We start from the raw sequence: 24,270 nt of genomic DNA, 5'->3' as shown, positions 1-24,270 counted from the left end.
GCACCGCGGCCTTCTTCGCGCCTTCGCGCCTTCGCGAGACCCCTGCTCCTGCGCAAATCCCTGGCTCTCGCGAAGGCGCGAAGGCGCGAAGCCAAGGGGCCTCCAGGTCAACGCGCGGCGAACAAGCAGACGTTCCTTGCCACGGGAACGTTTCTCCTGCGCCGGTAAACAAACCAAAAAAAGAGCGGGCCTGAGCCCGCTCTTCTGGTTTCCGGCGTGAACCGGGCAGCGACGCGTGCGGCTTACTCGCCGACCACGCCCTCGCCTTCCTCGACCGCCTTCATCGACAGGCGGATGCGGCCCTGCTTGTCGACCTCCAGCACCTTGACCTTGACCATGTCGCCTTCCTTGAGCACGTCGCCGACCTTCTCGACGCGCTCGTTGGAGATCTGCGACACGTGGACCAGGCCGTCCTTGCCGGGGGAGATGGTGACGAATGCACCGAAGTCCATCAGCTTGACGACCTTGCCCTCGTAGATCCGGCCCGGCTCGACGTCGGAGGTGATCTGCTCGATGCGCTCCTTGGCGGCGCGGCCGGCGGCGGCGTCGACCGATGCGATCGTGATCGTGCCGTCGTCCTGGATGTCGATCTGGGTGCCGGTTTCCTTGGTGATCGCCTGGATGACCGAACCGCCCTTGCCGATCACTTCGCGGATCTTGTCGGGGTGGATCCTGATGGTGATCAGGCGCGGCGCGAACTCGGAGAGCTCCGAACGCGGCGCGGTCAGCGCGGCTTCCATTTCCTTGAGGATGTGCAGGCGGCCCTGCTTGGCCTGCGCCAGCGCGACCTTCATGATCTCTTCGGTGATGCCCTGGATCTTGATGTCCATCTGCAGCGCCGAGATGCCGTTGGTGGTACCGGCCACCTTGAAGTCCATGTCGCCGAGGTGGTCCTCGTCGCCGAGGATGTCGGACAGCACGACATAGTCATCGCCTTCCTTCACCAGGCCCATCGCGATGCCGGCGACCGGCGCCTTGATCGGCACGCCCGCGTCCATCAGCGCCAGCGACGAACCGCAGACCGACGCCATCGACGACGAACCGTTCGACTCGGTGATCTCGGACACGACGCGGATGGTGTACGGGAACTCTTCCATCGTCGGCATCACGGCGAGCACGCCGCGCTTGGCAAGGCGGCCGTGGCCGATCTCGCGACGCTTCGGACCCATCATGCGGCCGGCTTCGCCCACCGAATAGGGAGGGAAGTTGTAATGGAACAGGAAGTGTTCCTTGTACTCGCCGGACACGGCGTCGATGATCTGGCCGTCGCGGGCGGTGCCGAGCGTCACGGCGACGATCGCCTGGGTCTCGCCACGGGTGAACAGCGACGAGCCGTGCACGCGCGGCAGGATGCCGACGCGGCTGGCGATCGGGCGGACCGTGTCGAGCGCGCGGCCGTCGATGCGGACCCTGGTCTTGAGGACCGAGTTGCGCATGGTCTGGTATTCCTGCTCGCTGAACTCCTTCGAGAGGTCGCCCGGTGCCCAGGCATTGGCCTCGGCATGCGGTGCCAGCGCGTTCAGGATCGCCTTCTTGACGGTCGAGATGGCGTCCTTGCGCTCGAGCTTGTCACGCACCTGGAACGCGGCCGCGAGCTGCTCGCCGACGGCGGTGCGGATGGCGTGCACGATGCCTTCGTCCGCGGCGGGCGCGGTCCAGCTCCACTTGGGCTTGCCGGCTTCGGCGACGAGTTCGTTGATGGTGCTGATCGCGACCTGCATCTGCTGGTGGCCGAACATCACCGCACCGAGCATCACGTCTTCGGACAGCTCCCTAGCTTCCGACTCGACCATCAGCACCGCGTTGGCGGTACCGGCGACGACCAGCTCGAGCTCGGACTCCTTCAGCTCGGAGATCGTGGGATTGAGCAGGTACTGGCCGTCCTTGTAGCCGACCTTGGCGGCGCCGATCGGGCCGTCAAACGGCGCGCCCGACAGCGACAGCGCGGCCGAGGCACCGATCAGGGCGAGGATGTCGCCGTCGACCTCGGGGTTCATCGACATCACCGTGGCGATGATCTGCACTTCGTTGCGGAAGCCGTCCGGGAACAGCGGGCGGATCGGGCGGTCGATCAGGCGCGAGATCAGCGTTTCCTTCTCGGTCTGGCGGCCCTCGCGCTTGAAGAAACCGCCCGGGATGCGGCCGCCGGCGTAGAACTTCTCCTGGTAGTCGACGGTGAGCGGGAAGAAATCCTGCCCCTCGCGCGCGGTCTTGTTGGCGACGGCGCTGACCAGCAGCACGGTGCCCTCGCACGAGACCATGACCGCGCCGCCGGCCTGGCGGGCGATTTCACCGGTCTCGATGGTGACCGTGCGGTTGCCGTACTCGAAGCTCTTGATCACTTTTGCCACGTTGGTGATTCCTTGATGACTCTTGCGATGAACCGGGCGGGACCCTTGCCCCGTGCCGGGTGGCGCGCACTGGCGGCGTGCCGAAATAAAACCGCGGCGCATCTCTGCGCCGCGGTGGGGTGGATCAGCGACGCAGGCCGAGCTTCTCGATCAGCGCCTTGTAACGCGCGCTGTCCTTGCGGTGCAGGTAGTCGAGCAGGCTGCGGCGGCGGTTGACCATCATCAGCAGCCCGCGGCGGCTGTGGTGGTCCTGCTTGTGCGCCTTGAAATGCTCGGTCAGGTGCACGATGCGTGCGGTGAGCAGGGCGACCTGGACTTCCGGGGAGCCGGTGTCCGCGTCGCCGCGCTTGTTGTCTTCAATGATCTTGCCGGTGTCGATGGTGGACATGCTGTGCAACCTTCTGGTGATGCGTGGACCGCAGGAACACCGTGGCACGCCGGTTGGCATGCACGGGCACCACGTGACCCGCCGCGAGCGGTGGAGCGTGATCGGCGCGGAAGCGCCGGAATTGACACGAAAAAGCCGGGAGATTGTAGCCCGGGGGCCACCCCGCGGACAAGGCGGATCACGCCGTCGCGGCACCGCCCGTCGGTTGGGCGCAGGCCCAGGCGAACATGCGCCGCGGCCGCAACGCGCCATCGGCATCCACTTCGCCCAGACCCAGCACGCGCGCGTCGGGACCGTGGATCGCCACCTCCCCCTGCGGGCTGAATGGCCCGGGGGCGCCCTGCCCGTACGACAGGCGCGCGGCGTCGGCGGCGCCCACGGCGACCCGTGGCCAGGCATCCATGCCGGATTCGATGGGCAGCAGGCAGGATTCGAGGCAGTGCTCGCCGCGTGCCGCGAGCGCGGCCAGGTCGTCGAGCGTCCACATCCGCGGGTCCCTGAACGGGTCCACCCACAGGCGCCGCAGCTCGGACACGTGCGCGCCGCAGCCCAGTGCTTCACCGAGATCGCGCACCAGGCTGCGCACGTAGGTGCCGGACCCGCATTCAACACGCAGGCGCAGGATGTGCGGCGGACGGCCATCGCCGGGCACGTCGAGCAGATCGGCGGCCGAGAGCAGCGTAAAGGCGTGCACGTCCACGGGGCGCGGTTCGACTTCCACCGGCTCGCCGCGCCGGGCCTTGGCGTACAGCGGTTCGCCGCCGCGCTTGAGTGCAGAATAGATCGGGGGCCGCTGCTGGATGTGGCCGGTGAGCGCCGCCAGCGCGGCATCGAGGGTGGCGACATCGAGCAGCGGCACCGGGCGCTCGCGCAGCAGCTGGCCGTCGGCATCGTCGCTGTCGGTCACCTGGCCGAGGCGCGCGACAACGTCGTAGGCCTTGCGCGCACCCAGCAGGCCGCCGGCAATCTTGGTGGCTTCGCCGAAGCACACGGGCAGCAGGCCGGTGGCCAGCGGGTCGAGGCTGCCGGTATGCCCGCCCTTCTCGGCGCGGAACATGTGGCGGACGCGCTGCAGCGCCTGGTTGGAACTCAGCCCGCGCGGCTTGTCGAGCAGCAGGATGCCGTCGAGCTTGCGGAAGCGCGTACGTGGCTTGGCAGTCATCGCGGGGGATCAGTCCCCGCTGCCGGGCTCGCCGGAGTCATCGCGGTCGCCGGGCCCGCCCGCTTCGCGCAGCAGGTTCTCGATGCGCTCGCCGCGGTCGACGGAGTCGTCGTAATGGAAATGCAGCTCCGGCACGTGGCGCATCTTCACCGTATGCGCAAGGCGGTAGCGGACTTCGTACGCCACCGCCTTCAGGCCCTTCATGGCCTCGGCGGCGCGCTCGGGGTCGAGCGCGGTCACGAAGACCTTGGCGTGCGCCATGTCACGGGTGACCTCGACGTCGGAGACGCTGAGCGACGGCAGGCCGTGCTGCGCGACCGCGTCGCGCACGAGGGTGCCCAGCTCGCGGCGGAGCTGGGCGGACACGCGGTCGGTTCTGTGGAAGGACTTCTTCACAGCGTGCGCTGGACCTCGACGCGCTCGAAGCACTCGATCTTGTCGCCCGGCTTGACGTCGTTGTACGCCTTCACGCCGATGCCGCATTCGGTGTGGACGCGGACCTCGTCGACGTTCTCCTTGAAGCGGCGCAGCGATTCCAGCTCGCCCTCGAAGATGACCGTCTCGTCGCGAAGCACGCGGATCGGCTTGTGGCGCTTGACCACGCCCTCGATGACCATGCTGCCGGCGACCGCGCCGAACTTGGAGCTGCGGAACACCTCGCGCACCTCGGCGGTGCCGATGATGTCCTCGCGGATCTCGACGCCGAGGATGCCCGACGCCACCTGCTTCACCTGGTCGATCACGTCATAGATGATCGAGAAGTAACGCAGGTCGAGGCCGGTGGATTCGATCAGCTTGCGCGCCGACGCATCGGCGCGGACGTTGAAGCCGATGATCGTGGCCTTGGAGGCGGCGGCGGAGTTGGCGTCGGACTCGGTGATCGCGCCCACGCCGGAGCGGATGATGTTGACCCGGATCTCGTCGTTGGAGAGCGCGGTGAGTGCCTGGCGCAGTGCTTCCACCGAACCCTGCACGTCGGCCTTGACCACCAGCGGCAGCTCGAGCTGCTGGCCGCCGCCCATCTGCGCCATGATGTCTTCCATGCGGTTGCCGGCAGCCTGCACCAGGCGCTGCTCGCGGCGCTTGGTCTCGCGCTGCTGGGCCACGTCCTTGGCGAGGCGCTCGTCCTCGACCACCACGAAGTCGTCGCCGGCATCGGGCACGCCCGAAAGGCCCAGCACCTGCACCGGGATGGACGGGCCGGCGCCATCGACCTGCACGCCGCTCTCGTTGAACAGCGCGCGGACGCGGCCGTACTCGATGCCGCACACCAGGTAGTCGCCCTTGTTGAGCATGCCCTGCTGCACCAGCACCGTGGCCACCGGGCCGCGGCCCTTGTCCAGCGAGGACTCGATCACCACGCCCGAGGCGCGGCCATCGGCGACCGCGCTCAGCTCGAGCACTTCGGCCTGCAGGCCGATCGCGTCCAGCAGGTCGTCCACGCCGTCGCCGGTCTTGGCCGACAGCTCGACCATCTGCGTGTCGCCGCCGAATTCCTCGGCCACGATCTCGTGGGTCAGCAGTTCGTTCTTGATGCGCTGCGGGTCGGCTTCGGACTTGTCGATCTTGTTGATGGCGATGATCAGCGGGACCTTGGCGGCCCGGGCGTGCTGGATCGCCTCGATGGTCTGCGGCATCACGCCGTCGTCGGCGGCGACCACGAGCACCACGATGTCGGTGAGCTTGGCGCCGCGCGAACGCATCGAACTGAACGCGGCATGGCCGGGCGTGTCGAGGAAGCTGATGACGCCCTTCGGCGTATCGACGTGGTACGCGCCGATATGCTGGGTGATGCCGCCGGCTTCGCCTGTGGCGACCTTGGTGCGGCGGATGTAGTCCAGCAGCGAGGTCTTGCCGTGGTCGACGTGGCCCATGATGGTGACCACCGGCGGACGCGCGACCTTGTCGCCCTGCACGCCTTCGCCATGCGCGATCAGCTCGCTCTCGGCATCGTCGGCATCGGCGCGCACGGCGGTGTGTCCGAGCTCCTCGACGACCAGCATCGCCGTGTCATGGTCGATGGACTGGGTGATGGTGGCCATCACGCCCATCTTGAACAGCGCCTTGACCACTTCGCCGCCCTTCATCGCCAGCTTCTGCGCAAGGTCGGCCACGGTGATCGCTTCGCCGATCGCGACTTCGCGCACGACCGGCGCGATCGGCCGGGTGAACCCGGTACCGGTGCGGCTCTGGTCGCGGTTGTTGCCGCGCTGCGGGCGTGCCTTCGGGCGCGCGGTGCTGCGGCGCGCGCGGTCGGCTGCGGAAAGATGCATCTTGCCGGCGAAACGCGCGGCGCTGTCGTCGTCCTCGCCACCGGCGGGTGCCTGGTGCGAACCGCGTGCACCCTTGGGCTTGGCGGCGCCACGGTCATCACTGCGCGGCGGCGCCGGCTTGGGATGGCCATGGCCGTGGGTCGCAGCGGGCTTGCGCACGGCATCGTCGTCGCCCGCGGCGGGCGCGGCCGGGGCTGCCGCGGCGCGCAGGCGCGCGGCCTCGGCGTCGGCGGCCACGCGCTTGCGCTCCTCGATCTCTTCGGCGCGACGGCGGTCGTCGGCGGCCAGGCGCTCCTGCTCGTCCCGGTTGTGCTGGCGCGACTCCTCGAGCTTGCGCAGGATGTCGGCGCGCTCCTCGTCCTCGGTCATGCCCTGCGGGCCCGTACCGGGCCTCACCAGCGTGACCTTCTTGCGCACGACGACGTCGACGGTCGGCTTGTTCTTGCCGCCGCCCACGGTGAGCGTGCTCTTGCGGTTGAGGGTGATCTTCTTCGGCGCGACCGGATCCTCGGACACCGTTTCGGTGCGGCCATGGGTCCGGCGCAGGAAGCCGAGAAGCTTCACCTTCTCGGTGCTGGTCACGACCTGGTCGGGATTGTTGAACGACATGCCCGCTTCGGACAGTTGCTCAAGCAGCTTCTCGACCGGCGTGTTCACCAGTTCGGCCAGCTTGCGGATGGTGGTTTGCTGCGACATTCGGCTTCCGGTTCCTTTGGCGTCGGCATGTGCCGCGCTATGGAGATGGATCAATTCTGGGTGCTTGCTGGTCGGGGGCCTGGACCCCTGACTGTCAGCCTTCGCTTTCCAGGCGCGCGATCTCTTCGGCCCGCGCGGCAAGGATCAGCGCGGCGGCACGATCGAGCTCGAGGCCCTCGATGCCGAACTCCAGCACTTCGTCGGCGGCCAGGTCGGACAGGTCCTCGCTGGTGCGCACGCCGTGCGCGGCCAGCGCGAACGCGGTCTCGTCGTCCATGCCTTCGAGCTGCAACAGGTCGTCCGCCGGGGCGTTCTCGTCGAGTTCCTCGGCGTCGGCCAGCGCGTCGTTGAGCAGCGCGTCGCGGGCGCGGGCGCGCAGTTCCTCGACGATGTCCTCGTCGAAGCCCTCCACCGCCAGCAGCTCGCCGACGGGCACGTACGCGATTTCCTCGACCGTGCTGAAGCCTTCGGTGACGAGGATGGTGGCGATCTCCTCGTCGACCTCGAGCTTCTCCTGGAACAGGGCGCGCGCCGTGGCCTGCTCGGCATCGGACTTCGCGGCCACCTGGTCCTGGGTCATCACGTTGAGCTGCCAGCCCGACAGGCGGCTGGCGAGGCGCACGTTCTGGCCGCCCTTGCCGATCGCCTGCGCGAGGCGGTCTTCGGCCACCGCGAGGTCCATCGAGTGCTTGTCTTCGTCGACCACGATCGACTGCACTTCCGCCGGCGCCATGGCATTGATCACGAACTGCGCCGGGTTGTCGGACCACAGCACGATGTCGACGCGCTCGCCGTTGAGCTCGTTGCTCACGGCCTGCACGCGCGAACCGCGCATGCCGATGCAGGCGCCGATCGGATCGGTGCGGGTGTCGTAGGCGACCACGGCGATCTTGGCGCGGTCGCCGGGATCACGCGCGCAGGCCTTGATCTCGACCAGGCCCTGGCCGACTTCCGGCACTTCGAGCTTGAACAGCTCCATCATGAATTCAGGGGCGGCGCGGCTGATGAACAGCTGCGGGCCGCGGGGCTCGCTGCGCACGTCGTACAGGTAACCGCGGATGCGGTCCCCGGCGCGCACGACGTCGCGCGGGATCGCCTTGTCCTTGGGGATGAAGGCTTCGGCGTTGCCACCGAGGTCGACGAAGACGTTGCCGCGCTCGACGCGCTTGACCACGCCGGTGACCAGCTCGCCCACCCGATCCTTCCAGGCATCGACGACCTGCTGGCGCTCGGCTTCGCGCACGCGCTGCACGATCACCTGCTTGGCCGCCTGCGCGGCGATGCGCCCGAAGTCGACGTTGTCGATCTGCTCTTCGATGTAGTCGCCGACCTCGACCCCTTCGGCTTCGTCGACCGCGTCCATCAGGCGGATCTGGCGGTCCGGGGACTCCATCACCACGTCGTCGGCCACCACTTCCCAGCGGCGGAACGTTTCGTAGTTGCCGTCCTTGGAATCGATGGTCACGCGCGTCAGCACGTCCTGGTCGAGGTAGCGCTTCTTGGCCGCGGTGGCCAGCGCGGCCTCGATGGCTTCAAGGATGACCGACTCCGGCACGCCCTTTTCATTGGCGACGGCGTCGACGACCAGCAACAGTTCCTTGCTCATTCCTGTATTACTCCGCACGGGACGGCTTGGAGGCCGCCGGCTTGTTGGTTTGTCTGTTGTGCGGCGTGCCCTTGCCGGGGCGGTCGTCACGCCCGGAGGCGTCCTTCGCCGGCCCGTAGCCGAGGGCGACCCAGTCGGGTACCAGCCGCGCCTTCTCGATATTGCCGGCGGCCACCGCAATCGGCTGGCCGTCGACATCAAATGTGATGGTCTCGCCTTCCACCGCGGCGATCCGTCCCGTCAGGCGACGACGGCCGTCCTGCGGCAGCTGCAGGGTGACCTTGGCCTGCTCGCCCATGAAGCGCGCGAAGTGCGCCGCCTTGAACAGCAGCCGGTCAACGCCGGGCGACGACACTTCCAGCGTGTAGTTGCCGCTGATCGGATCCTCGACGTCGAGCTGGGCCGAGACCTCGCGGCTCACGGCCTCGCAGTCCTCGATCCCCACGCCCTGCGTGTCCGCGGACGTTTCGGCACCGGGTCGCTCGATGTACAGCCGCACCACGGCACTGCCGGGCGCCGACAGGTATTCCACGCCCAGCAACTCCAGCCCCAGCGCGGCGACGGTCGGAGACAGCAGGTTGGCGATGTCGGTTGATTTGTCCGTCACGTTTGCCTCCTCCTCCAGATGCGGTCGCGCTTTGGCGGCGCCAAAAAAAAACAAAGGGCCCAATGGGCCCTTGTCCGATACTGCTGGATCCGGTGCCGGCGCGCCTCATTGCGCACCGGACGAGCCCAAACTTTCCTTAATCGAAAAAAGCCTCCTTGGAGGCTTTTCGTCGACCGCGAAAAGCTGGTAGCGGGGGCAGGATTTGAACCTGCGACCTTCGGGTTATGAGCCCGACGAGCTGCCAGACTGCTCCACCCCGCAGCAGAAGCGGAATTATGAAGGAACGCCCCGGGCAATGCAAGCCCTCGGACGTTCCCGGATGCCTATGCGGCCAACGCCGCCTGGCACCAGGCCATGACCGGGTTCCAGTACACGCCCAGCACCAGCAGGGCGAGCGCATTCACCGCGAACAGGGTGCGCAGTGGCGCGTCGGCACGGGCCTCCAGCGGCGCACCCACCGGCTCGTCGAAATACATGACCTTGATGACGCGCAGGTAATAGAACGCGCCCACCACGGCGAACACGATGCCGACGATGGCCAGCCACATCAGGTCGCCCTGCAGGGCGGCACGCAGCACCGCCAGCTTGGCCCAGAACCCGAGGAACGGCGGCACGCCGGCCATCGAAGCCATGATGCACAGCACCAGCGCCGCCATCCACGGGCTGCGCGCATTCAGGCCGCGGAAGTCGTCGATGCGGTCGGCCTCGAAGCCGCGGTTGGACAGCACGATGATCGCGCCGAACCCCGCCGCCGCCATCAGCGCGTAGCTGATCGCATAGAACATCGCCGCCGCGTAGCCCTCCACTCCGCCGCCGGCGAAGCCGAGCAGCAGGAAGCCGACGTGCGACACGGTGGAGTACGCCAGCATCCGCTTCAGGTTGGCCTGCGCAATCGCGAACAGGTTGCCGACCACCAGCGAGAGCGCGGCGATGCCGGCCAGCAGCAGCTGCCACTGGTCCTGGAGCGCCCCGCCGCCCAAGCCGTCCTCGAGCAGGCGATAGGCCATGCCGAACACGGCAAGCTTGGGTGCCGAGCCGATGAACAGCGTGATCGGCGTGGGCGCACCGTGGTACGCATCGGGCAGCCACATGTGGAACGGCGCGGCGCCGAACTTGAAGCAGATGCCGACCACCATGAACGCGGTGCCGGTGAGCAGCAGGGTGGCCGTGCCGCCTTCGAGACCCATTGCGGTCTCGCGCAGGGTCGCCAGGTCCAGGGTACCGGTGGCGCCGTAGACCAGCGACATGCCGTACAGCAGCAGGCCCGAGGCCAGCGCGCCCAGCACGAAGTACTTCATGCCGGCCTCGGATGCGACCGGGCTGTCACGATCGATCGCCACCAGGGCGTACTGGCACAGGGCCAGCAGTTCGAGACCGACATAGACCAGGGTGAGGTTGCCGGCGGAAACCAGCAGCATCATGCCCGCGGTGGCGAACATCACCAGCACCGGCAGCTCGCCCTTGTAGAGGTCGCGTTCGCGCATGTACGACCATGCGTAAACGAGCGACGCGGCGCTGAGCAGGACCAGCACCGTCTTCAGCACGTCGGCGACCGGGTCGCGTACGAACATGCCGCCCAGCACCGTGCCCTGCCCGCCCACGCCGGCGAACGCCATTGCCGCCGCGACCACCAGCAGCAGCACGGCGAGCACGTGAGTCACCACGCGGCGACGCTCGCCGATGAACAGGTCAAGCATCAGCAGCGCGAACGCGCCAAGCACCACCACGAACTCGGGCGCCAGCGGCGCGATGTCGGCCAGCGTCCGGATCGGCGGGGTCATTGCTCCAGGCATCATCGCGGGGTCTTCCTCAAAGCTTGCTGTTGGCGAGCACGCTCGCCAGTTGCGCGATGGACGGTTCCATCAGGTCGATCAGGGGCTTCGGCCACACGCCAATGAGCAGCACGCCGGCGGCGAACACGCCCAACACCAGGATCTCGCGGCCGTTGATATCCTTCAGCCCGGCGACATGGGCATTGCCGATCTCGCCGTACAGCACGCGCTTGACCAGCCACAGGGTGTACCCGGCGCTGATGATGAGCGTGAGCGCGGCGGTGAAGGCGATCAGCGGGTGGTGCTGGAACGACGCCAGCACGATCATGAATTCGCCCACGAAGCCCGAGGTGCCCGGCAGGCCGGCGTTGGCCATGCCGAAGAACACGAACAGCACGGCGAACCAAGGCATCACGTTGGCCACGCCGCCGTAGTCGCGGATCATGCGCGTGTGCATGCGGTCGTAGAGCACGCCGACACAGCTGAACATCGCGCCGGAGATGAAGCCGTGCGAGACCATCTGCACCATCGCACCCTGCAGGCCGAGCTGCGCCGCATCGGTGTTGCCGACATCGCGCACCAGCGCGAAGGCGATGAAGGTGCCCAGGGTCACGAAGCCCATGTGCGCGACCGACGAATAGGCGATGAGCTTCTTCATGTCGTCCTGCACCAGCGCCACCATGCCCACGTAGACCACGGCGATCAGCGACAGCGCGATCATCAACCAGGCCCACTCGTGGCCGGCGTCGGGCACGATCGGCAGGCTGAAGCGCAGGAACCCGTAGCCGCCGATCTTCAGCATGATCGCCGCCAGAATCACCGAGCCGCCGGTCGGCGCCTCGACGTGCGCATCCGGCAACCACGTGTGCACCGGGAACATCGGCACCTTGACCGCGAACGCGATCAGGAAGGCGAAGAACAGCCAGGCCTGCTCGGTGGCATCCAGCGGAAGCGCGTACAGGTCGGGCAGCTGCCAACTGCCGGCCTTCAGGTACAGGTAGATCAGCCCGACCAGCATGAACACCGAGCCGAGGAAGGTGTACAGGAAGAACTTCACCGACGCGTACACGCGCCGCGGGCCGCCCCAGACGCCGATGATGATGAACATCGGGATCAGCATGCCTTCGAAGAACACGTAGAAGAGCATGGCGTCGACCGCCGAGAACACGCCGATCATCAGGCCCTCGAGGATCAGCATGGCGGCGTAATACTGGTTGACGCGCTTGTCGATCGAGGTCCAGGCACCGACCAGCACCAGCGCGGTGACCAGCGTGGTGAGGATGATCAGCGCGACCGAGATGCCGTCGCCGCCCAGGTGGTACTGGATGTCGTAGGCGGGGATCCACTCCCGCGCCTCGACGAACTGCATGCCGACCACGGCGTGGTCGAAGCCGGTGAACAACGGGATGCTGATGGCGAACGCCACCAGCGCGATCGCCAGCGACAGCCAGCGGGCGGCGTTGGCGCGGCTGTTGCCGAGCGCGAGCACCAGCGCGCCACCGAGGATCGGCAGCCAGATGAGGATGCTGAGGAGAGGCCAGTTCGACACGTATCGTCTTCCGTCAGGTCCAGTAGTGGATGACAACGGCCAGGAGCACGATCAGGCCGAGGATCATCGCGAATGCATAGTCGGGCAGGCGCCCGGTCTGCAGCTTGCGCAGTACGCGCGCCGCCAGGCCGACGCTGTTCGCGGAGCCGTTGACAATGGCCCCGTCGATCACGCGGCGGTCCACAAGGTCGGAGGCCTCGCCCAGCAGCAGGCTGCCGCCAGCCAGGCCACCGATCCACAGGTCGTCGGCCCAGTACTTCTTCTCCAGCACCTTGACCGGCAGCGCGAACACGCGCCGCGCCCTGGACGCGAGGTCCGGCTTCCACCAGTACATGACGGTCGCAAGCACGAAGCCGGCCACGGTCAGCAGGAACGCCGGTGCCATGAAGCCATGCGTGGCGAATGCCACCGGGCCGTGCCACAGCGCCTCGCCGACCATTGCGACCGTGTCGCGCGCGGCGGCGACGTCGATCGCGCCGAGGAAGAACGGCAGCACCTCGCGGTGGCCGCTCCAGTCGGTGCCGAACAGCATCGGCCCGGCGGTGAAGAAACCGATCAGGACCGACGGGATCGCCAGCAGCACCAGCGGCAGCGTGACCACCCACGGCGATTCACGCGGCTCGACCGGGCCGTGGTTGGCGTGGTCGTCGCCGTGGTGGGCTGCGTCATGGCCGTGGACGTCGACCGGCGCGTCGCGGAAGCGCTCGCGGCCGAAGAACGTCAGGTACAGCAGGCGGAAGCTGTAGAACGAGGTCACGAACGCGCCCGCCAGCACCGCCCAGTAGCCGTAGGTACCCACCCAGCCCATGTTCGCCGAAGCGTGCTTGGCCGCTTCGATGATCGTGTCCTTGGAGTAGAAGCCGCTGAAGAACGGCGTGCCGATCAGTGCCAGCGTGCCGAGCATCATGGTCCAGAAGGTGACCGGCATGTACTTGCGCAGGCCGCCCATGCGGCGCATGTCCTGCTCGTGGTGCAGGGCGATGATCACCGAACCGGCGCCGAGGAACAGCAGCGCCTTGAAGAAGGCGTGGGTCATCAGGTGGAACACCGCCGCCGAGTACGCGGACACGCCCAGGGCCACCGTCATGTAGCCCAGCTGCGACAGCGTGGAGTACGCGATCACCCGCTTGATGTCGTTCTGCACGATGCCGATCAGGCCGGTGAAGAACGCGGTCGTGGCGCCGATGAACAGCACGAACTGCAGCGCGGTCTCCGACAGCTCGAACAGCGGCGACATGCGCGCCACCATGAAGATGCCGGCGGTGACCATGGTCGCGGCGTGGATCAGCGCGGAGATCGGGGTCGGGCCTTCCATCGAGTCGGGAAGCCAGACGTGCAGCGGCACCTGTGCCGACTTGCCCATCGCGCCCACGAACAGGCAGATGCACACCACCGTGGCCGCCGACCAGGCGTGGCCGTCGAAGATCTCGATCACCTGGCCGCCGCCGATGCGGTCGCTGGCGTTGGCGAATACCGTGGCGTAGTCGAGGGTGCCGAACCAGTACAGCACGCCGGCGATGCCGAGCAGGAAGCCGAAGTCGCCAACGCGGTTGACCACGAACGCCTTCATGTTGGCGAAGATCGCCGACGGACGCTTGAACCAGAAGCCGATCAGCAGGTACGACACCAGTCCCACCGCTTCCCAGCCGAAGAACAGCTGGAAGAAGTTGTTCGACATCACCAGGGTCAGCATCGAGAACGTGAACAGGCTGATGTAGCTGAAGAAGCGCTGGTAGCCGGGGTCCTCGGCCATGTAGCCGATCGTGTACACGTGCACCAGCAGCGACACGAAGGTCACCACGACCATCATCATCGCGGTCAGCTTGTCGACCATGAAGCCGACGTGGGCCTCGTAACCCGCGACCTGGAACCAGGTGTAGATGTTCTCGTTGAACGGCGAGGCACCCTGCCCCGCCAGTTGCCAGAGCACATGGCCCGACAGCGCGCAGCTCACCGCGACGCCGAGGATGGTGACGGTGTGCGAGCCGGCGCGCCCGACCTGGCGGCCGAACAGGCCGGCGAGGATCGCGCCCAGGAGCGGCGCCAGCACGATCGCCAGCAGCACCGTCTTCGAGATGAGGATTTCCGTGACAGGCATCGGTCAGCCCTTCAACGTGTCGAGTTCGGCGACGTTGATGGTGCGCCGGTTGCGGAACAGGGTGACCAGGATGGCCAGGCCGATGGCGGCCTCGGCCGCGGCCACCGTGAGGATGAAGAACACGAACACCTGGCCGGCCGCGTCGTTCATCTCGCGCGAGAACGCCACGAAGTTGATGTTCACCGCGAGCAGCATCAGCTCCAGCGACATCAGCAGCACGATGACATTCTTGCGGTTGAGGTAGATGCCGGCAACGCTGATGCAGAACAGCACGGCGCCGAGCGCCAGGTAGTGGCCGAGGGCCAGGCCCTGTCCCAGGAACTCCATTACTTCTCCTCCCCACCGGCGTCGGGCGCCGGGGTGTCGTCGGCCACGTGCACCGAAGACGGCATCTTGACCATGCGCAGGCGATCGCCTGCACGCACGCGCGCCTGCTGCGCGGGATTCTGGTGCTTGGTTCCTTCGCGGCGGCGCAACGTCAGGGTGACCGCCGCGATCACGGCCACGGTCAGGATCACCGCGGCGACCTCGAACGGCAGCAGGAAGTCGGTGAACAGGCGGCGCGCGATCCACACCGTGTTGGACACCTGCTCGCCGTCCACCGCGGCCTCCGCTGCGAACGGGGTGGCGACGAACGCCTTGACGCCGATGAGCGTCAGGATCTCGACCAGCATCACCACTGCGACCAGCAGGCCCACCGGCAGGTGGCGCACGTAGCCCTTGTGCATCTGCTCTTCGTCGATGTCGAGCATCATCACCACGAACAGGAACAGCACCATCACCGCGCCCACGTACACCAGCACCAGCGCGACGCCCAGGAACTCGGCGCCGGCGATGATCCAGGTGCAGGCCACGGTGAAGAAGGTCAGCACCAGGAACAGTGCGGCGTGCACCGGGTTGCGGACGCTGATCACGGCCACCGCCGAGACCACGGTGACCGCGGCGAATGCCAGGAAAGCGAGAAGGGCGAAGTCCATGGTTTACCTGTATCCGGCGTCGGCGGTGCGGCGCTCGGCGATCTCGGCCTCGAGCCGGTCACCGATGGCCAGCAGCTGCTGCTTGTTGACGATGTTCTCGCCGCGGTTCTCGAAGTGGTACTCGTGGATATGCGTCTCCACGATCGAGTCCACCGGGCACGACTCTTCGCAGAATCCGCAGAAGATGCACTTGAACAGGTCGATGTCGTAGCGCGTGGTCCGGCGCGTGCCGTCCTCGCGCTGCTCGGAATCGATGGTGATCGCCAGCGCCGGGCACACGGCCTCGCACAGCTTGCATGCGATGCAGCGTTCTTCGCCGTTGGGATAGCGGCGCAGCGCGTGCAGTCCGCGGAAGCGCGGAGACTGCGGGGTCTTTTCCATCGGGTACATGATCGTGTACTTGGGACGGAACAGGTACCGCAGCGTCAGCGACATGCCGGCCAACATCTCCAGCAGCAGCAGGCTCTTCGCCCAGGAAAGGATCTTGCCCATCACGCACCTGCCTCGAACACGCCGAAGTACGCCATCAGCGCGGTAACCGCGATCCACGCGATCGCCAGCGGGATGAACACCTTCCAGCCCAGGCGCATGATCTGGTCATAGCGGTAGCGCGGGAACGTGGCGCGGAACCACACGAAGCAGCTCGCGAAGAAGAACGCCTTGGCGATCAGCCACCACCAGCCGTCGACCGCCAGCCACTCGAGCACCGGCACGCCGGCGAACCAGCCCTGGAACGGCGACAGCCAGCCGCCCAGGAAGAAGATCGCGGTGAGCACGCTCACCAGGATCATGTTGGCGTACTCGGCCAGGAAGAACAGCGCGAACACCGAGCCGGAGTACTCCACCATGTGCCCGGCGACGATCTCGGACTCACCCTCGACCACGTCGAACGGCGAGCGGTTGGTCTCGGCCACGCCGGAGATGAAGTAGATGACGAACAGCGGCAGCAGCGGCAGCCAGAACCACTCGAGGAAGCCGGCGTTTCCGGACTGCGCCATCACGATGGCGCTCAGGTTGAGGCTGCCCGAAGCGACCATCACGCCGACCAGCGCGAAGCCCATCGCGATCTCGTAGCTCACCATCTGCGCCGCGGCGCGCATGGCACCGAGGAAGGCGTACTTCGAGTTCGACGCCCAGCCGGCAATGATGATGCCGTACACGCCGAGCGAGACCACCGCCAGCAGGTACAGCAGGCCCGCGTTGGCATTGGACAGCACCATCTGCGCGTCGAACGGCACCACCGCCCAGGCGGCGAGCGCCGGGACCATGGTGATCATCGGCGCCAGCACGTACAGCACCGGGTGCGCGCGCGTCGGCTGGATGACTTCCTTGAACAGGAGCTTGAAGACGTCGGCGAAGGCCTGCAGCACGCCCCAGCCGACATACATCGGGCCGTGGCGGATGTGCATCCAGCCGATCAGCTTGCGCTCCCAGACCACGTAGAACGCCACGGCGATGATCACCGGCATGGCGATACAGAGGATCAGCAGCACCAGCCAGATGACGGTACCGATGGGGCCGAGCGCATCGAGCCATTCGCGGAACGGCGAAACGGCGTCGAGCACCAGGCTTGCGGTATTGGTCGTGCTCATGCGGCCACCACCCTGGCGCGGCCGCCGGCAAGCGCCGCCGTGGCGCCGTACCCGGATTCGACCCACGCCGCGCCCCGCGCGACGCGGTCGCTGGCGACTACCTGCAGGGTGGCGGTGCCGGCGTGGTTGGACACCTTGGCCATGGCGCCATCGGCCACGCCCGCCGCCGACGCATCGTCGGGGTGGAGCGTGATGCGCGGACCGGCGGTGAGCGGATGTGCCTGCAGCGCGGCCGCGCGACGCGTGACGCCGTCGGTGCGGTAGATCGCCTGCGACACGGCGAGCTCAAGGCCTTCGCCGCCGCCCTCGCCCACCGTGGTCGCGGAGGCCGACACCGCGACGCTGCGCGGCGCCATGCCGGCGCGCACTTCGGCCAGATCGACGAAATCGAAGCCCGGCAGCGCCAGCAGCCCGCCGAGTGCACGCAGGGCCTTCCAGCCTGGTCGCGCCTGATCCGGCAACTTGCCGGCGGCGACGGCGCGCTGCTCGCGGCCATCGAGGTTGGTCAGGGTGGCGTCGATCTCGGGCAGCAGGCCGATCGGCAGGATCACATCGGCCACGCGGCGCGTCGATGCGCAGGCGAAGTGGCTGAAGGCCACGACCTGCGCGCCGCCAAGCGCGGCCATCGCACTCGCCTGGTCGGCGAAGTCGAGTCCAGGCTCGACGCCGTACGTCACGTAGCCGCTGCGCGGCTGCGCCAGCATCGTGCCCGCGTCACGCGAAGCCGGCAGGACGCCGTTGCGCGCCAGGCCGAGCGCGTTCGCGCCCTGCGGGATGCGGCACAGCGCGCCGTTGCCGGAGGCGGCAAGCGCGGCGGCCGCGGCGCGGATGTCCGCGGCATGCGCGCCGTTCTCGGCCACGCCACCGACGATCACCACCACGCGCGCGCTGTCCTTCAGTGCGGCGGCAAGCTCCACGGAGCCGAGCGCGGCGGCGATGCGGGACGGCGCGACGATCGTCTTCGACGTGATGTCGAAGGCGAACTCGAAGTCCACCGGATTGACCACGTGCACGCGCGCGCCACGGACCCAGGCCTTGCGCACGCGCTGGTGCAGCAACGGCAGTTCGTAACGCAGGTGGCTGCCGACGATGACGATCGCGTCCGCCTGTTCGATGTCTTCCACCGGCATGGCGAACGGCTCGGCCACCGCGGCGTCGGAGAGGTCACGCTGGGAAATGCGGTGGTCGAGGTTGCCGGTGCCAAGGGCCTCGGCCAGGCGCGCCAGCAGCGCGCCCTCCTCGTTGGAGGTCGCCGGATGCACCAGGATGCCGAGGTCGTCGGCGGCATTGTCGCGCAGGATCTGCGCGGCACGCGCCAGCGCCTCGTCCCATGACGCCTCGCGCCAGTCGCCGTCATCGCCATTGCTGGCGACGCGCAGCAGCGGTCGGCTGGCGCGGTCGTCGGCGTACAGGCCCTGGTGCGAATAGCGGTCACGGTCCGAGATCCAGCACTCGTTGACGGCCTCGTTGTCGCGCGGAACCGCGCGCATCACCTCGCCGCGGCGCGAATGCAGGAACAGGTTGCTGCCGAGCGCGTCGTGGTAGCCCAGCGACTCGCGTGCGATCAGCTCCCAAGGGCGCGCGCGGAAGCGGAACACCTTGTTGGTGAGCGCGCCGACCGGGCACACGTCGATCACGTTGCCGGACAGTTCGGTGGTCAGCGGCTTGCCATCGTAGGTGCCGATCTGCAGGCTTTCGCCGCGCTGCATGCCGCCGAGTTCATAGGTACCGGCGATTTCGGCGGTGAAGCGGATGCAGCGCGTGCACTGGATGCAGCGCGTCATGTCGGTGGCCACCAGCGGACCCATGTCCTCGTCGGCCACCACGCGCTTGCGCTCGCTGAAACGGCTGACCGAACGGCCGTAGCCGAGCGACAGGTCCTGCAGCTCGCATTCGCCACCCTGGTCGCAGACCGGGCAGTCCAGCGGGTGGTTGATGAGCAGGAATTCCATCACGTTGCGCTGCGACTTGAGCGCCTTCTCGCTGCGCGTCTGCACGCGCATGCCGTCCATCACCGGCGTGGCGCAGGCCGGTGCGGGCTTGCCCATCTTTTCCACGTCGACCAGGCACATGCGGCAGTTGGCCGCGATGGCGAGCTTGTCGTGGTAGCAGAACCGCGGGATCGGGATGCCGGCCTTGTCGGCGGCATGGATGATCATCGAGCCCTTGGGCGCGGCCATCTCCACGCCGTCGATGAAGACGGTGACCTGGTCGGGCGCGAGGTTGGGATTCACCGGCTGGGCGCTCATGCGGCCACCTTCGCAACGACCGTGCCGTCGCGCTGGTCGTCGACCAGGAAGCGGCCGTTGACGATCGCGTACTCGAATTCGTCCCAGTAATGGCGCAGGAAGCCCTGCACCGGCCATGCCGCCGCTTCGCCGAACGCGCAGATGGTGTGGCCCTCGATCTGGCCGGCCGCGGCGCGCAGCATCTCGAGGTCGGACAGCGTGCCCTGGCGCTCGACGATGCGCGTGATCATGCGGTACATCCAGCCCGTGCCCTCGCGGCAGGGCGTGCACTGGCCGCAGGATTCCTGGAAGTAGAAGCGCGCGATGCGCTGGCAGGCGCGGACCATGCAGGCGGTGTCATCCATCACGATCACCGCGCCCGAGCCGAGGCCGGAGCCGGCCTTCTGCAGCGCGTCGTAATCCATGGTGAGGCCCATCATGGTGTCGCCGGGCAGCACCGGCATCGACGAGCCACCGGGGATCACCGCCTTGATGCGGCGCCCCGGGTGCATGCCGCCGGCCATCTCCAGCAGTTCGCTGAAGGGCGTGCCCAGGCGGATCTCGTAGTTGCCCGGGCGCGTGACCTGGCCGGAGACCGAGAAGATCTTGCAGCCGCCGTTGTTGGGCTTGCCGAGGTTGGCGAACCACTCCGGGCCGTTGCGCACGATGGCCGGCACCGAGGCGAAGGTCTCGGTGTTGTTGATGGTGGTCGGCTTGCCGTACAGGCCGAAGTTGGCCGGGAACGGCGGCTTGAACCGCGGCTGGCCCTTCTTGCCTTCCAGCGACTCCATCAGCGCGGTTTCTTCGCCGCAGATGTAGGCGCCGGCGCCGAGCACGTTGTGGATCTCGATGTCGGTGCCCGAGCCGAGGATGTCGCGGCCCAGCCAGCCATTGGCATAGGCCTCGGCGGTGGCTTCCTCGAGGTGCTCGAAGGGTTCGTGGTGGAACTCGCCGCGCAGGTAGTTGTAGCCGACCGTGGAGCCGGTGGCGTAGCAGGCGATCGCCATGCCCTCGATCACCGAATGCGGGTTGTAGCGCAGGATATCGCGGTCCTTGCAGGTGCCCGGCTCCGACTCGTCGGAGTTGCAGAGGATGTACTTCTGCATGCCGCTGCCCTTGGGCATGAAGCTCCACTTCAGCCCGGTCGGGAATCCCGCGCCGCCGCGGCCGCGCAGGCCCGACTGCTTGACCATCTCGATGACGGCCGTCGGGTCCATCTTCTCTTCCAGGATCCGACGCAGCGCGCTGTAGCCGCCGGTCTTGAGATAGCTCTCGTACGACCACGGCTTGTCGAAATGCAGCGTGGTGTAGACGGCCTGGTGCTCCTTCGGCGCGGGGCCGACGGGGCCGTAGCCTTCGGAGACGTGGTGTTGATGCTGCGCCATGCCGGTGTCCAGCCTCACTTCAATCCGTCGAGCAGCTCGTCGACCTTCGCGGCGTCGAGCTTCTCGTGGTAATGGCCGTTGATCACGACCACCGGGGCGCCGCAGCATGCCGCGACGCACTCTTCCTCGCGCTTGAGGTAGACGCGGCCGTCGGCGGTGGATTCGCCGAGCTTGCAGCCGAGTTTCTTCTCGGCATGCGCGACCAGGTCTTCGGCGCCGTTGAGCCAGCAGCTGATGTTGGTGCAGATGGCGACGTTGTTGCGGCCGACCGGCTTCGTCTCGAACATCGAGTAGAAGGTCGCGACCTCGTACGCCCACACCGGCGGCAGGTCGAGATACTTCGCCACCGCCGCGATCAGTTCGTCGGTGAGGAAACCATTGTTCTGCTGCTGCACCGCGAACAGCCCCTGCAGCACCGCCGAACGCTTGCGGTCGGCGGGAAACTTGGTCAACCAGTGGTCGATGTGCGCGCGCGTGTCGTCACTCAACGCGACCATCGGGTCCACGTTGCGCGCGTTCTCGAAGTTGCCGGTGGCTCTCATCGGTCTACTTCCCCGAAAACGATGTCATAGGTGCCGATCATCGCCACGACGTCGGACAGCATGTGCCCCTTCACCACCGCGTCCATCGACGACAGGTGCGCGAAGCCGGGCGCGCGCAGGTGCACGCGGAAGGGCTTGTTGGCGCCGTCGCTGACCAGGTAGCAGCCGAACTCGCCCTTGGGCGCCTCGACCGCGCAGTAGGTCTCGCCGGCCGGCACGCAATAGCCCTCGGAGAACAGCTTGAAGTGGTGGATCAGGGCTTCCATGTCGTCCTTCATCTCCTCGCGGGAGGGAGGCGCGACCTTGAAGTTGTCGACCATCACCGGGCCAGGATTGGCCTTCAGCCACGCCACGCACTGGGCGATGATGCGATTGGACTGGCGCATCTCCGCGACGCGCACCAGATAACGGTCGTAGCAATCGCCGTTGGTGCCGACCGCGATGTCGAAGTCGACCTGGTCGTAGCGCGCGTAGGGCTGCTTCTTGCGCAGGTCCCACTCGACGCCCGAACCGCGCAACATCGCGCCGGTCATGCCCCAGGCCATGGCCTTCTCGGGGCTGACCACGCCGATGCCGACGGTGCGCTGCTTCCAGATGCGGTTGTCGGTGAGGAGCGTCTCGTACTCGTCGACGCGGCCCGGGAAGTCGCGGGTGAACGCCTCGAGGAAATCGAGCATCGTGCCTTCGCGCGACTCGTTGAAGCGCTTCAGCTTGGCGCCCTTTCGCCACGGCGACTCGCGGTACTTCGACATGTGGTCGGGCAGGTCGCGGTACACGCCACCGGGGCGGTAGTACGCCGCGTGCATGCGCGCGCCGCTGACCGCCTCATAGACGTCCATCAGCTCTTCGCGCTCGCGGAACGAATACAGCATGACCGCCATCGCGCCGAGGTCGAGGCCGTTGGAGCCGATCCACATCAGGTGGTTCAGGATCCGCGTGATCTCGTCGAACATCGTGCGGATCCACTGCGCGCGCTCGGGTGCCTCGATGCCCATCAGGGACTCGATGGCGCGCACATAGGCGTGCTCGTTGCACATCATCGACACGTAGTCGAGGCGATCCATGTAGCCGATCGAATGGTTGAACGGCTTGGACTCGGCCAGCTTCTCGGTGCCCCGGTGCAGCAGCCCGACATGCGGGTCGGCGCGGACCACGGTCTCGCCGTCCATCTCCAGGATCAGGCGCAACACGCCGTGCGCGGCCGGATGCTGCGGGCCGAAGTTCATCGTGTAGTTGCGGATTTCCTGGCGCGCTTCGCCGGGATTGCTGGCGAAGCCACTGCCGGCGGCGTGCGGATGCGCGCTCATTTCGCCTCTCCTGCGCCGGTGCGGGCAGCGCCGACCTTCAGGTCGCGGTCCTCGCCGGCGGCGGTTGCATAACGTGCGTCGTCGCGGATCACGCGCGGCACGCCGACGCGGGGCTCGACCGAAGTCACCGGCTCGTACACCACGCGCTGCTTCTCGGCGTCGTAACGGACCTCGACATTGCCGATCAGCGGGAAGTCCTTGCGGAACGGATGGCCGATGAAGCCGTAGTCGGTGAGGATGCGGCGCAGGTCGGGGTGTCCGGCAAACATGATGCCGAACAGGTCGAACGCCTCGCGCTCGAACCAGTTGACGCCCGGCCACAGGTCATTGACCGAGGCCACGACCGGCAGCGCGTCATCGGCCGCGAAGCACTTCACCTGCACGCGGCGGTTGTTGGCGATCGACAGCAGCTGCACGACCACCGCGAAGCGCTGCACGGGAACGGTGATCGCGCCTTCGCCATCGGGCTGCGCGAGCTGCTGGGTGTGCTGCTCGCCGAAGGCGAAGCGCCCTGCCCCCTTGCCCTCCACGCCGCGGCTGAAGCCTTCAGAGGAGACGTCGGTGTCCCACTCGTCGCTGCCGTGGCCGAGGTAGTCGATGCCGCACAGGTCAATCAGCATCTCGAAGCCGAACTCGTCGCGCAGCGCCTGGCAGCTCGCGTGCCAGTCAGCCGGCGCGACGACCATGGCGACTTCACCACGCGGGAGCGCGACATGCACGGCAGCGGCGGCGAAGCGCGTGCGCAGGCGCGCGGCGAACGCGGTCGCGGACTCAGCCATTGCGCTGGCCCACCTTGTTCTCGCCGAAATTGGTGGAGCGGCGGATTTTCTTCTGCAACTGCAGGATGCCGTGCACCAGGGCCTCGGCCGTCGGCGGGCAGCCCGGGACATAGATGTCCACCGGCACCACGCGGTCGCAGCCGCGGACCACGGAATACGAATAGTGGTAGTAGCCGCCGCCATTGGCACAGCTGCCCATCGAGATCACCCACTTGGGGTCGGGCATCTGGTCGTAGACCTTGCGCAGCGCCGGGGCCATCTTGTTGACCAGGGTGCCGGCCACGATCATCACGTCGGACTGGCGCGGCGACGGGCGGAAGATCACGCCGTAACGGTCCATGTCGAGGCGCGCGGCGCCGGCATGCATCATCTCGACCGCGCAGCAGGCGAGGCCGAACGTGACCGGCCACATCGAGCCGGTGCGCGCCCAGTTGAGGAGGATGTCCGAGCTGGTGGTGACGAAGCCCTGCTCCAGCAGCGGGTTGTCGCCCGCGGGACGCAGGATGTCGTCGACGCGGCCTTCCGGCAGCGGGTTGCTCGCGGAGTCCGCAATCGCGCGGATCGCCCGGGTCACTCCCATTCCAGCGCTCCCTTCTTCCAGACATAGATGAAACCGAGCAGCAGCATGCCCACGAAGATGCCCATCTCGATGAGGCCGAGCACGCCGAGCTCACGGAACACGGTGGCCCACGGCACGATGAAGATGATTTCCAGGTCGAAGACGATGAACTGGATGGCGATCAGGTAATAGCGCACGTCGAACGGCATGCGCGCGTCCTCGAAGGGCGCGTAGCCGCATTCGTAGGCGGAGAGCTTCTCGACGGTGGGGTGCTTGGGCCCCAGCAGGTTGCCGACCAGGATCAGGGCGATGCCGATCCCCGTGGCGACGATCAGGAACAATAGGGTCGGCAGATATTCGGCCAGCACGTGTGTTCTCTCGGCTACGGGCCGCGAGGGC

The 24,270-nt window shown here is 67.4% G+C and carries 21 protein-coding genes and 1 tRNA gene; all 22 read right to left on the bottom strand.

What is annotated here, in order from left to right:
* Nucleotides 1-242: 242 nt before the first annotated feature.
* Complete coding sequence (pnp, locus tag H5368_RS02040; protein WP_182820841.1) at nt 243-2,351, bottom strand: polyribonucleotide nucleotidyltransferase; 2,109 nt, start codon at nt 2,349-2,351, stop codon at nt 243-245.
* 124 nt (nt 2,352-2,475) lie between these two features.
* Complete coding sequence (rpsO, locus tag H5368_RS02035; RefSeq protein ID WP_182820839.1) at nt 2,476-2,739, bottom strand: 30S ribosomal protein S15; 264 nt, start codon at nt 2,737-2,739, stop codon at nt 2,476-2,478.
* Nucleotides 2,740-2,917: 178 nt separating this feature from the next.
* On the bottom strand, nt 2,918-3,901 hold the full coding sequence (gene truB / locus H5368_RS02030) for a tRNA pseudouridine(55) synthase TruB (protein ID WP_182820837.1): 984 nt from the start codon (nt 3,899-3,901) through the stop codon (nt 2,918-2,920).
* A gap of 9 nt (nt 3,902-3,910) precedes the next feature.
* Nucleotides 3,911-4,297, bottom strand: coding sequence for a 30S ribosome-binding factor RbfA (rbfA, locus tag H5368_RS02025; RefSeq protein WP_182820835.1), 387 nt, complete (start codon nt 4,295-4,297; stop codon nt 3,911-3,913).
* Entirely contained in the window at nt 4,294-6,870 is a 2,577-nt protein-coding gene (infB, locus tag H5368_RS02020) for a translation initiation factor IF-2 (RefSeq protein ID WP_182820833.1), read from the bottom strand. The genes rbfA and infB overlap by 4 nt, the downstream gene beginning before the upstream one ends.
* Nucleotides 6,871-6,964: 94 nt before the next feature.
* Nucleotides 6,965-8,476, bottom strand: coding sequence for a transcription termination factor NusA (gene nusA, locus H5368_RS02015; protein WP_182820831.1), 1,512 nt, complete (start codon nt 8,474-8,476; stop codon nt 6,965-6,967).
* Nucleotides 8,477-8,483: 7 nt separating this feature from the next.
* The gene (rimP, locus tag H5368_RS02010; RefSeq protein WP_182820829.1) at nt 8,484-9,083 is read right to left on the bottom strand and encodes a ribosome maturation factor RimP; all 600 of its coding nucleotides are present in this window, start codon (nt 9,081-9,083) and stop codon (nt 8,484-8,486) included.
* Between the two features lie 184 nt (nt 9,084-9,267).
* Nucleotides 9,268-9,344, bottom strand: a tRNA-Met gene (locus H5368_RS02005).
* Between the two features lie 62 nt (nt 9,345-9,406).
* Nucleotides 9,407-10,864: an NADH-quinone oxidoreductase subunit NuoN gene (nuoN, locus tag H5368_RS02000; RefSeq protein ID WP_182820827.1), complete on the bottom strand. Its 1,458-nt coding sequence runs from the start codon at nt 10,862-10,864 to the stop codon at nt 9,407-9,409.
* 28 nt (nt 10,865-10,892) lie between these two features.
* Nucleotides 10,893-12,404, bottom strand: coding sequence for an NADH-quinone oxidoreductase subunit M (locus H5368_RS01995; RefSeq protein ID WP_182820825.1), 1,512 nt, complete (start codon nt 12,402-12,404; stop codon nt 10,893-10,895).
* Nucleotides 12,405-12,417: 13 nt separating this feature from the next.
* Nucleotides 12,418-14,502 (bottom strand): NADH-quinone oxidoreductase subunit L, encoded by a 2,085-nt coding sequence (gene nuoL / locus H5368_RS01990; protein ID WP_182820823.1) that lies wholly within the window; start codon nt 14,500-14,502, stop codon nt 12,418-12,420.
* Nucleotides 14,503-14,505: 3 nt separating this feature from the next.
* A complete protein-coding gene (gene nuoK, locus H5368_RS01985) occupies nt 14,506-14,829 on the bottom strand; it encodes an NADH-quinone oxidoreductase subunit NuoK (RefSeq protein WP_182820821.1) in 324 nt (107 codons plus the stop codon).
* The gene (locus H5368_RS01980; protein ID WP_182820819.1) at nt 14,829-15,479 is read right to left on the bottom strand and encodes an NADH-quinone oxidoreductase subunit J; all 651 of its coding nucleotides are present in this window, start codon (nt 15,477-15,479) and stop codon (nt 14,829-14,831) included. The genes nuoK and H5368_RS01980 overlap by 1 nt, the downstream gene beginning before the upstream one ends.
* 3 nt (nt 15,480-15,482) lie before the next feature.
* Nucleotides 15,483-15,971, bottom strand: a complete 489-nt coding sequence (gene nuoI / locus H5368_RS01975) for an NADH-quinone oxidoreductase subunit NuoI (RefSeq protein WP_182820817.1) — start codon at nt 15,969-15,971, stop codon at nt 15,483-15,485.
* Nucleotides 15,971-17,071 (bottom strand): NADH-quinone oxidoreductase subunit NuoH, encoded by a 1,101-nt coding sequence (gene nuoH, locus H5368_RS01970; RefSeq protein WP_182820814.1) that lies wholly within the window; start codon nt 17,069-17,071, stop codon nt 15,971-15,973. The genes nuoI and nuoH overlap by 1 nt, the downstream gene beginning before the upstream one ends.
* A complete protein-coding gene (nuoG, locus tag H5368_RS01965; protein ID WP_182820812.1) occupies nt 17,068-19,320 on the bottom strand; it encodes an NADH-quinone oxidoreductase subunit NuoG in 2,253 nt (750 codons plus the stop codon). Before nuoG ends, nuoH begins: the two co-directional genes overlap by 4 nt.
* Nucleotides 19,317-20,684 (bottom strand): NADH-quinone oxidoreductase subunit NuoF, encoded by a 1,368-nt coding sequence (gene nuoF / locus H5368_RS01960; RefSeq protein WP_182820810.1) that lies wholly within the window; start codon nt 20,682-20,684, stop codon nt 19,317-19,319. Before nuoF ends, nuoG begins: the two co-directional genes overlap by 4 nt.
* A 14-nt stretch (nt 20,685-20,698) precedes the next feature.
* Nucleotides 20,699-21,226, bottom strand: coding sequence for an NADH-quinone oxidoreductase subunit NuoE (gene nuoE, locus H5368_RS01955; protein WP_182820808.1), 528 nt, complete (start codon nt 21,224-21,226; stop codon nt 20,699-20,701).
* The gene (locus H5368_RS01950; protein ID WP_182820806.1) at nt 21,223-22,533 is read right to left on the bottom strand and encodes an NADH-quinone oxidoreductase subunit D; all 1,311 of its coding nucleotides are present in this window, start codon (nt 22,531-22,533) and stop codon (nt 21,223-21,225) included. The genes nuoE and H5368_RS01950 overlap by 4 nt, the downstream gene beginning before the upstream one ends.
* On the bottom strand, nt 22,530-23,312 hold the full coding sequence (locus tag H5368_RS01945; RefSeq protein ID WP_182820805.1) for an NADH-quinone oxidoreductase subunit C: 783 nt from the start codon (nt 23,310-23,312) through the stop codon (nt 22,530-22,532). Before H5368_RS01945 ends, H5368_RS01950 begins: the two co-directional genes overlap by 4 nt.
* Entirely contained in the window at nt 23,305-23,892 is a 588-nt protein-coding gene (locus tag H5368_RS01940) for an NADH-quinone oxidoreductase subunit B (protein ID WP_182820803.1), read from the bottom strand. The genes H5368_RS01945 and H5368_RS01940 overlap by 8 nt, the downstream gene beginning before the upstream one ends.
* A complete protein-coding gene (locus H5368_RS01935) occupies nt 23,883-24,239 on the bottom strand; it encodes an NADH-quinone oxidoreductase subunit A (RefSeq protein ID WP_182820801.1) in 357 nt (118 codons plus the stop codon). The genes H5368_RS01940 and H5368_RS01935 overlap by 10 nt, the downstream gene beginning before the upstream one ends.
* Nucleotides 24,240-24,270 lie beyond the last annotated feature (31 nt).

Origin of the sequence: Luteimonas sp. MC1782 (genome assembly GCF_014164605.1) — a bacterium.
Taxonomy (GTDB): domain Bacteria; phylum Pseudomonadota; class Gammaproteobacteria; order Xanthomonadales; family Xanthomonadaceae; genus Luteimonas.
Note: the sequence above shows the minus strand (reverse complement) of the source record. Positions and strands in the feature narration are given on the sequence as shown.

Coding starts and splice junctions, on each gene's coding strand:
- rpsO (WP_182820839.1), bottom strand. CDS start 2,739: ATGTCCACCATCGACACCGGCAAGATCATTGAAGACAACAAGCGCGGC.
- truB (WP_182820837.1), bottom strand. CDS start 3,901: ATGACTGCCAAGCCACGTACGCGCTTCCGCAAGCTCGACGGCATCCTG.
- infB (WP_182820833.1), bottom strand. CDS start 6,870: ATGTCGCAGCAAACCACCATCCGCAAGCTGGCCGAACTGGTGAACACG.
- nusA (WP_182820831.1), bottom strand. CDS start 8,476: ATGAGCAAGGAACTGTTGCTGGTCGTCGACGCCGTCGCCAATGAAAAG.
- nuoN (WP_182820827.1), bottom strand. CDS start 10,864: ATGACCCCGCCGATCCGGACGCTGGCCGACATCGCGCCGCTGGCGCCC.
- nuoL (WP_182820823.1), bottom strand. CDS start 14,502: ATGCCTGTCACGGAAATCCTCATCTCGAAGACGGTGCTGCTGGCGATC.
- nuoK (WP_182820821.1), bottom strand. CDS start 14,829: ATGGAGTTCCTGGGACAGGGCCTGGCCCTCGGCCACTACCTGGCGCTC.
- H5368_RS01980 (WP_182820819.1), bottom strand. CDS start 15,479: ATGGACTTCGCCCTTCTCGCTTTCCTGGCATTCGCCGCGGTCACCGTG.
- nuoI (WP_182820817.1), bottom strand. CDS start 15,971: ATGGGCAAGATCCTTTCCTGGGCGAAGAGCCTGCTGCTGCTGGAGATG.
- nuoH (WP_182820814.1), bottom strand. CDS start 17,071: ATGAGCACGACCAATACCGCAAGCCTGGTGCTCGACGCCGTTTCGCCG.
- nuoG (WP_182820812.1), bottom strand. CDS start 19,320: ATGAGCGCCCAGCCGGTGAATCCCAACCTCGCGCCCGACCAGGTCACC.
- nuoF (WP_182820810.1), bottom strand. CDS start 20,684: ATGGCGCAGCATCAACACCACGTCTCCGAAGGCTACGGCCCCGTCGGC.
- nuoE (WP_182820808.1), bottom strand. CDS start 21,226: ATGAGAGCCACCGGCAACTTCGAGAACGCGCGCAACGTGGACCCGATG.
- H5368_RS01950 (WP_182820806.1), bottom strand. CDS start 22,533: ATGAGCGCGCATCCGCACGCCGCCGGCAGTGGCTTCGCCAGCAATCCC.
- H5368_RS01945 (WP_182820805.1), bottom strand. CDS start 23,312: ATGGCTGAGTCCGCGACCGCGTTCGCCGCGCGCCTGCGCACGCGCTTC.
- H5368_RS01940 (WP_182820803.1), bottom strand. CDS start 23,892: ATGGGAGTGACCCGGGCGATCCGCGCGATTGCGGACTCCGCGAGCAAC.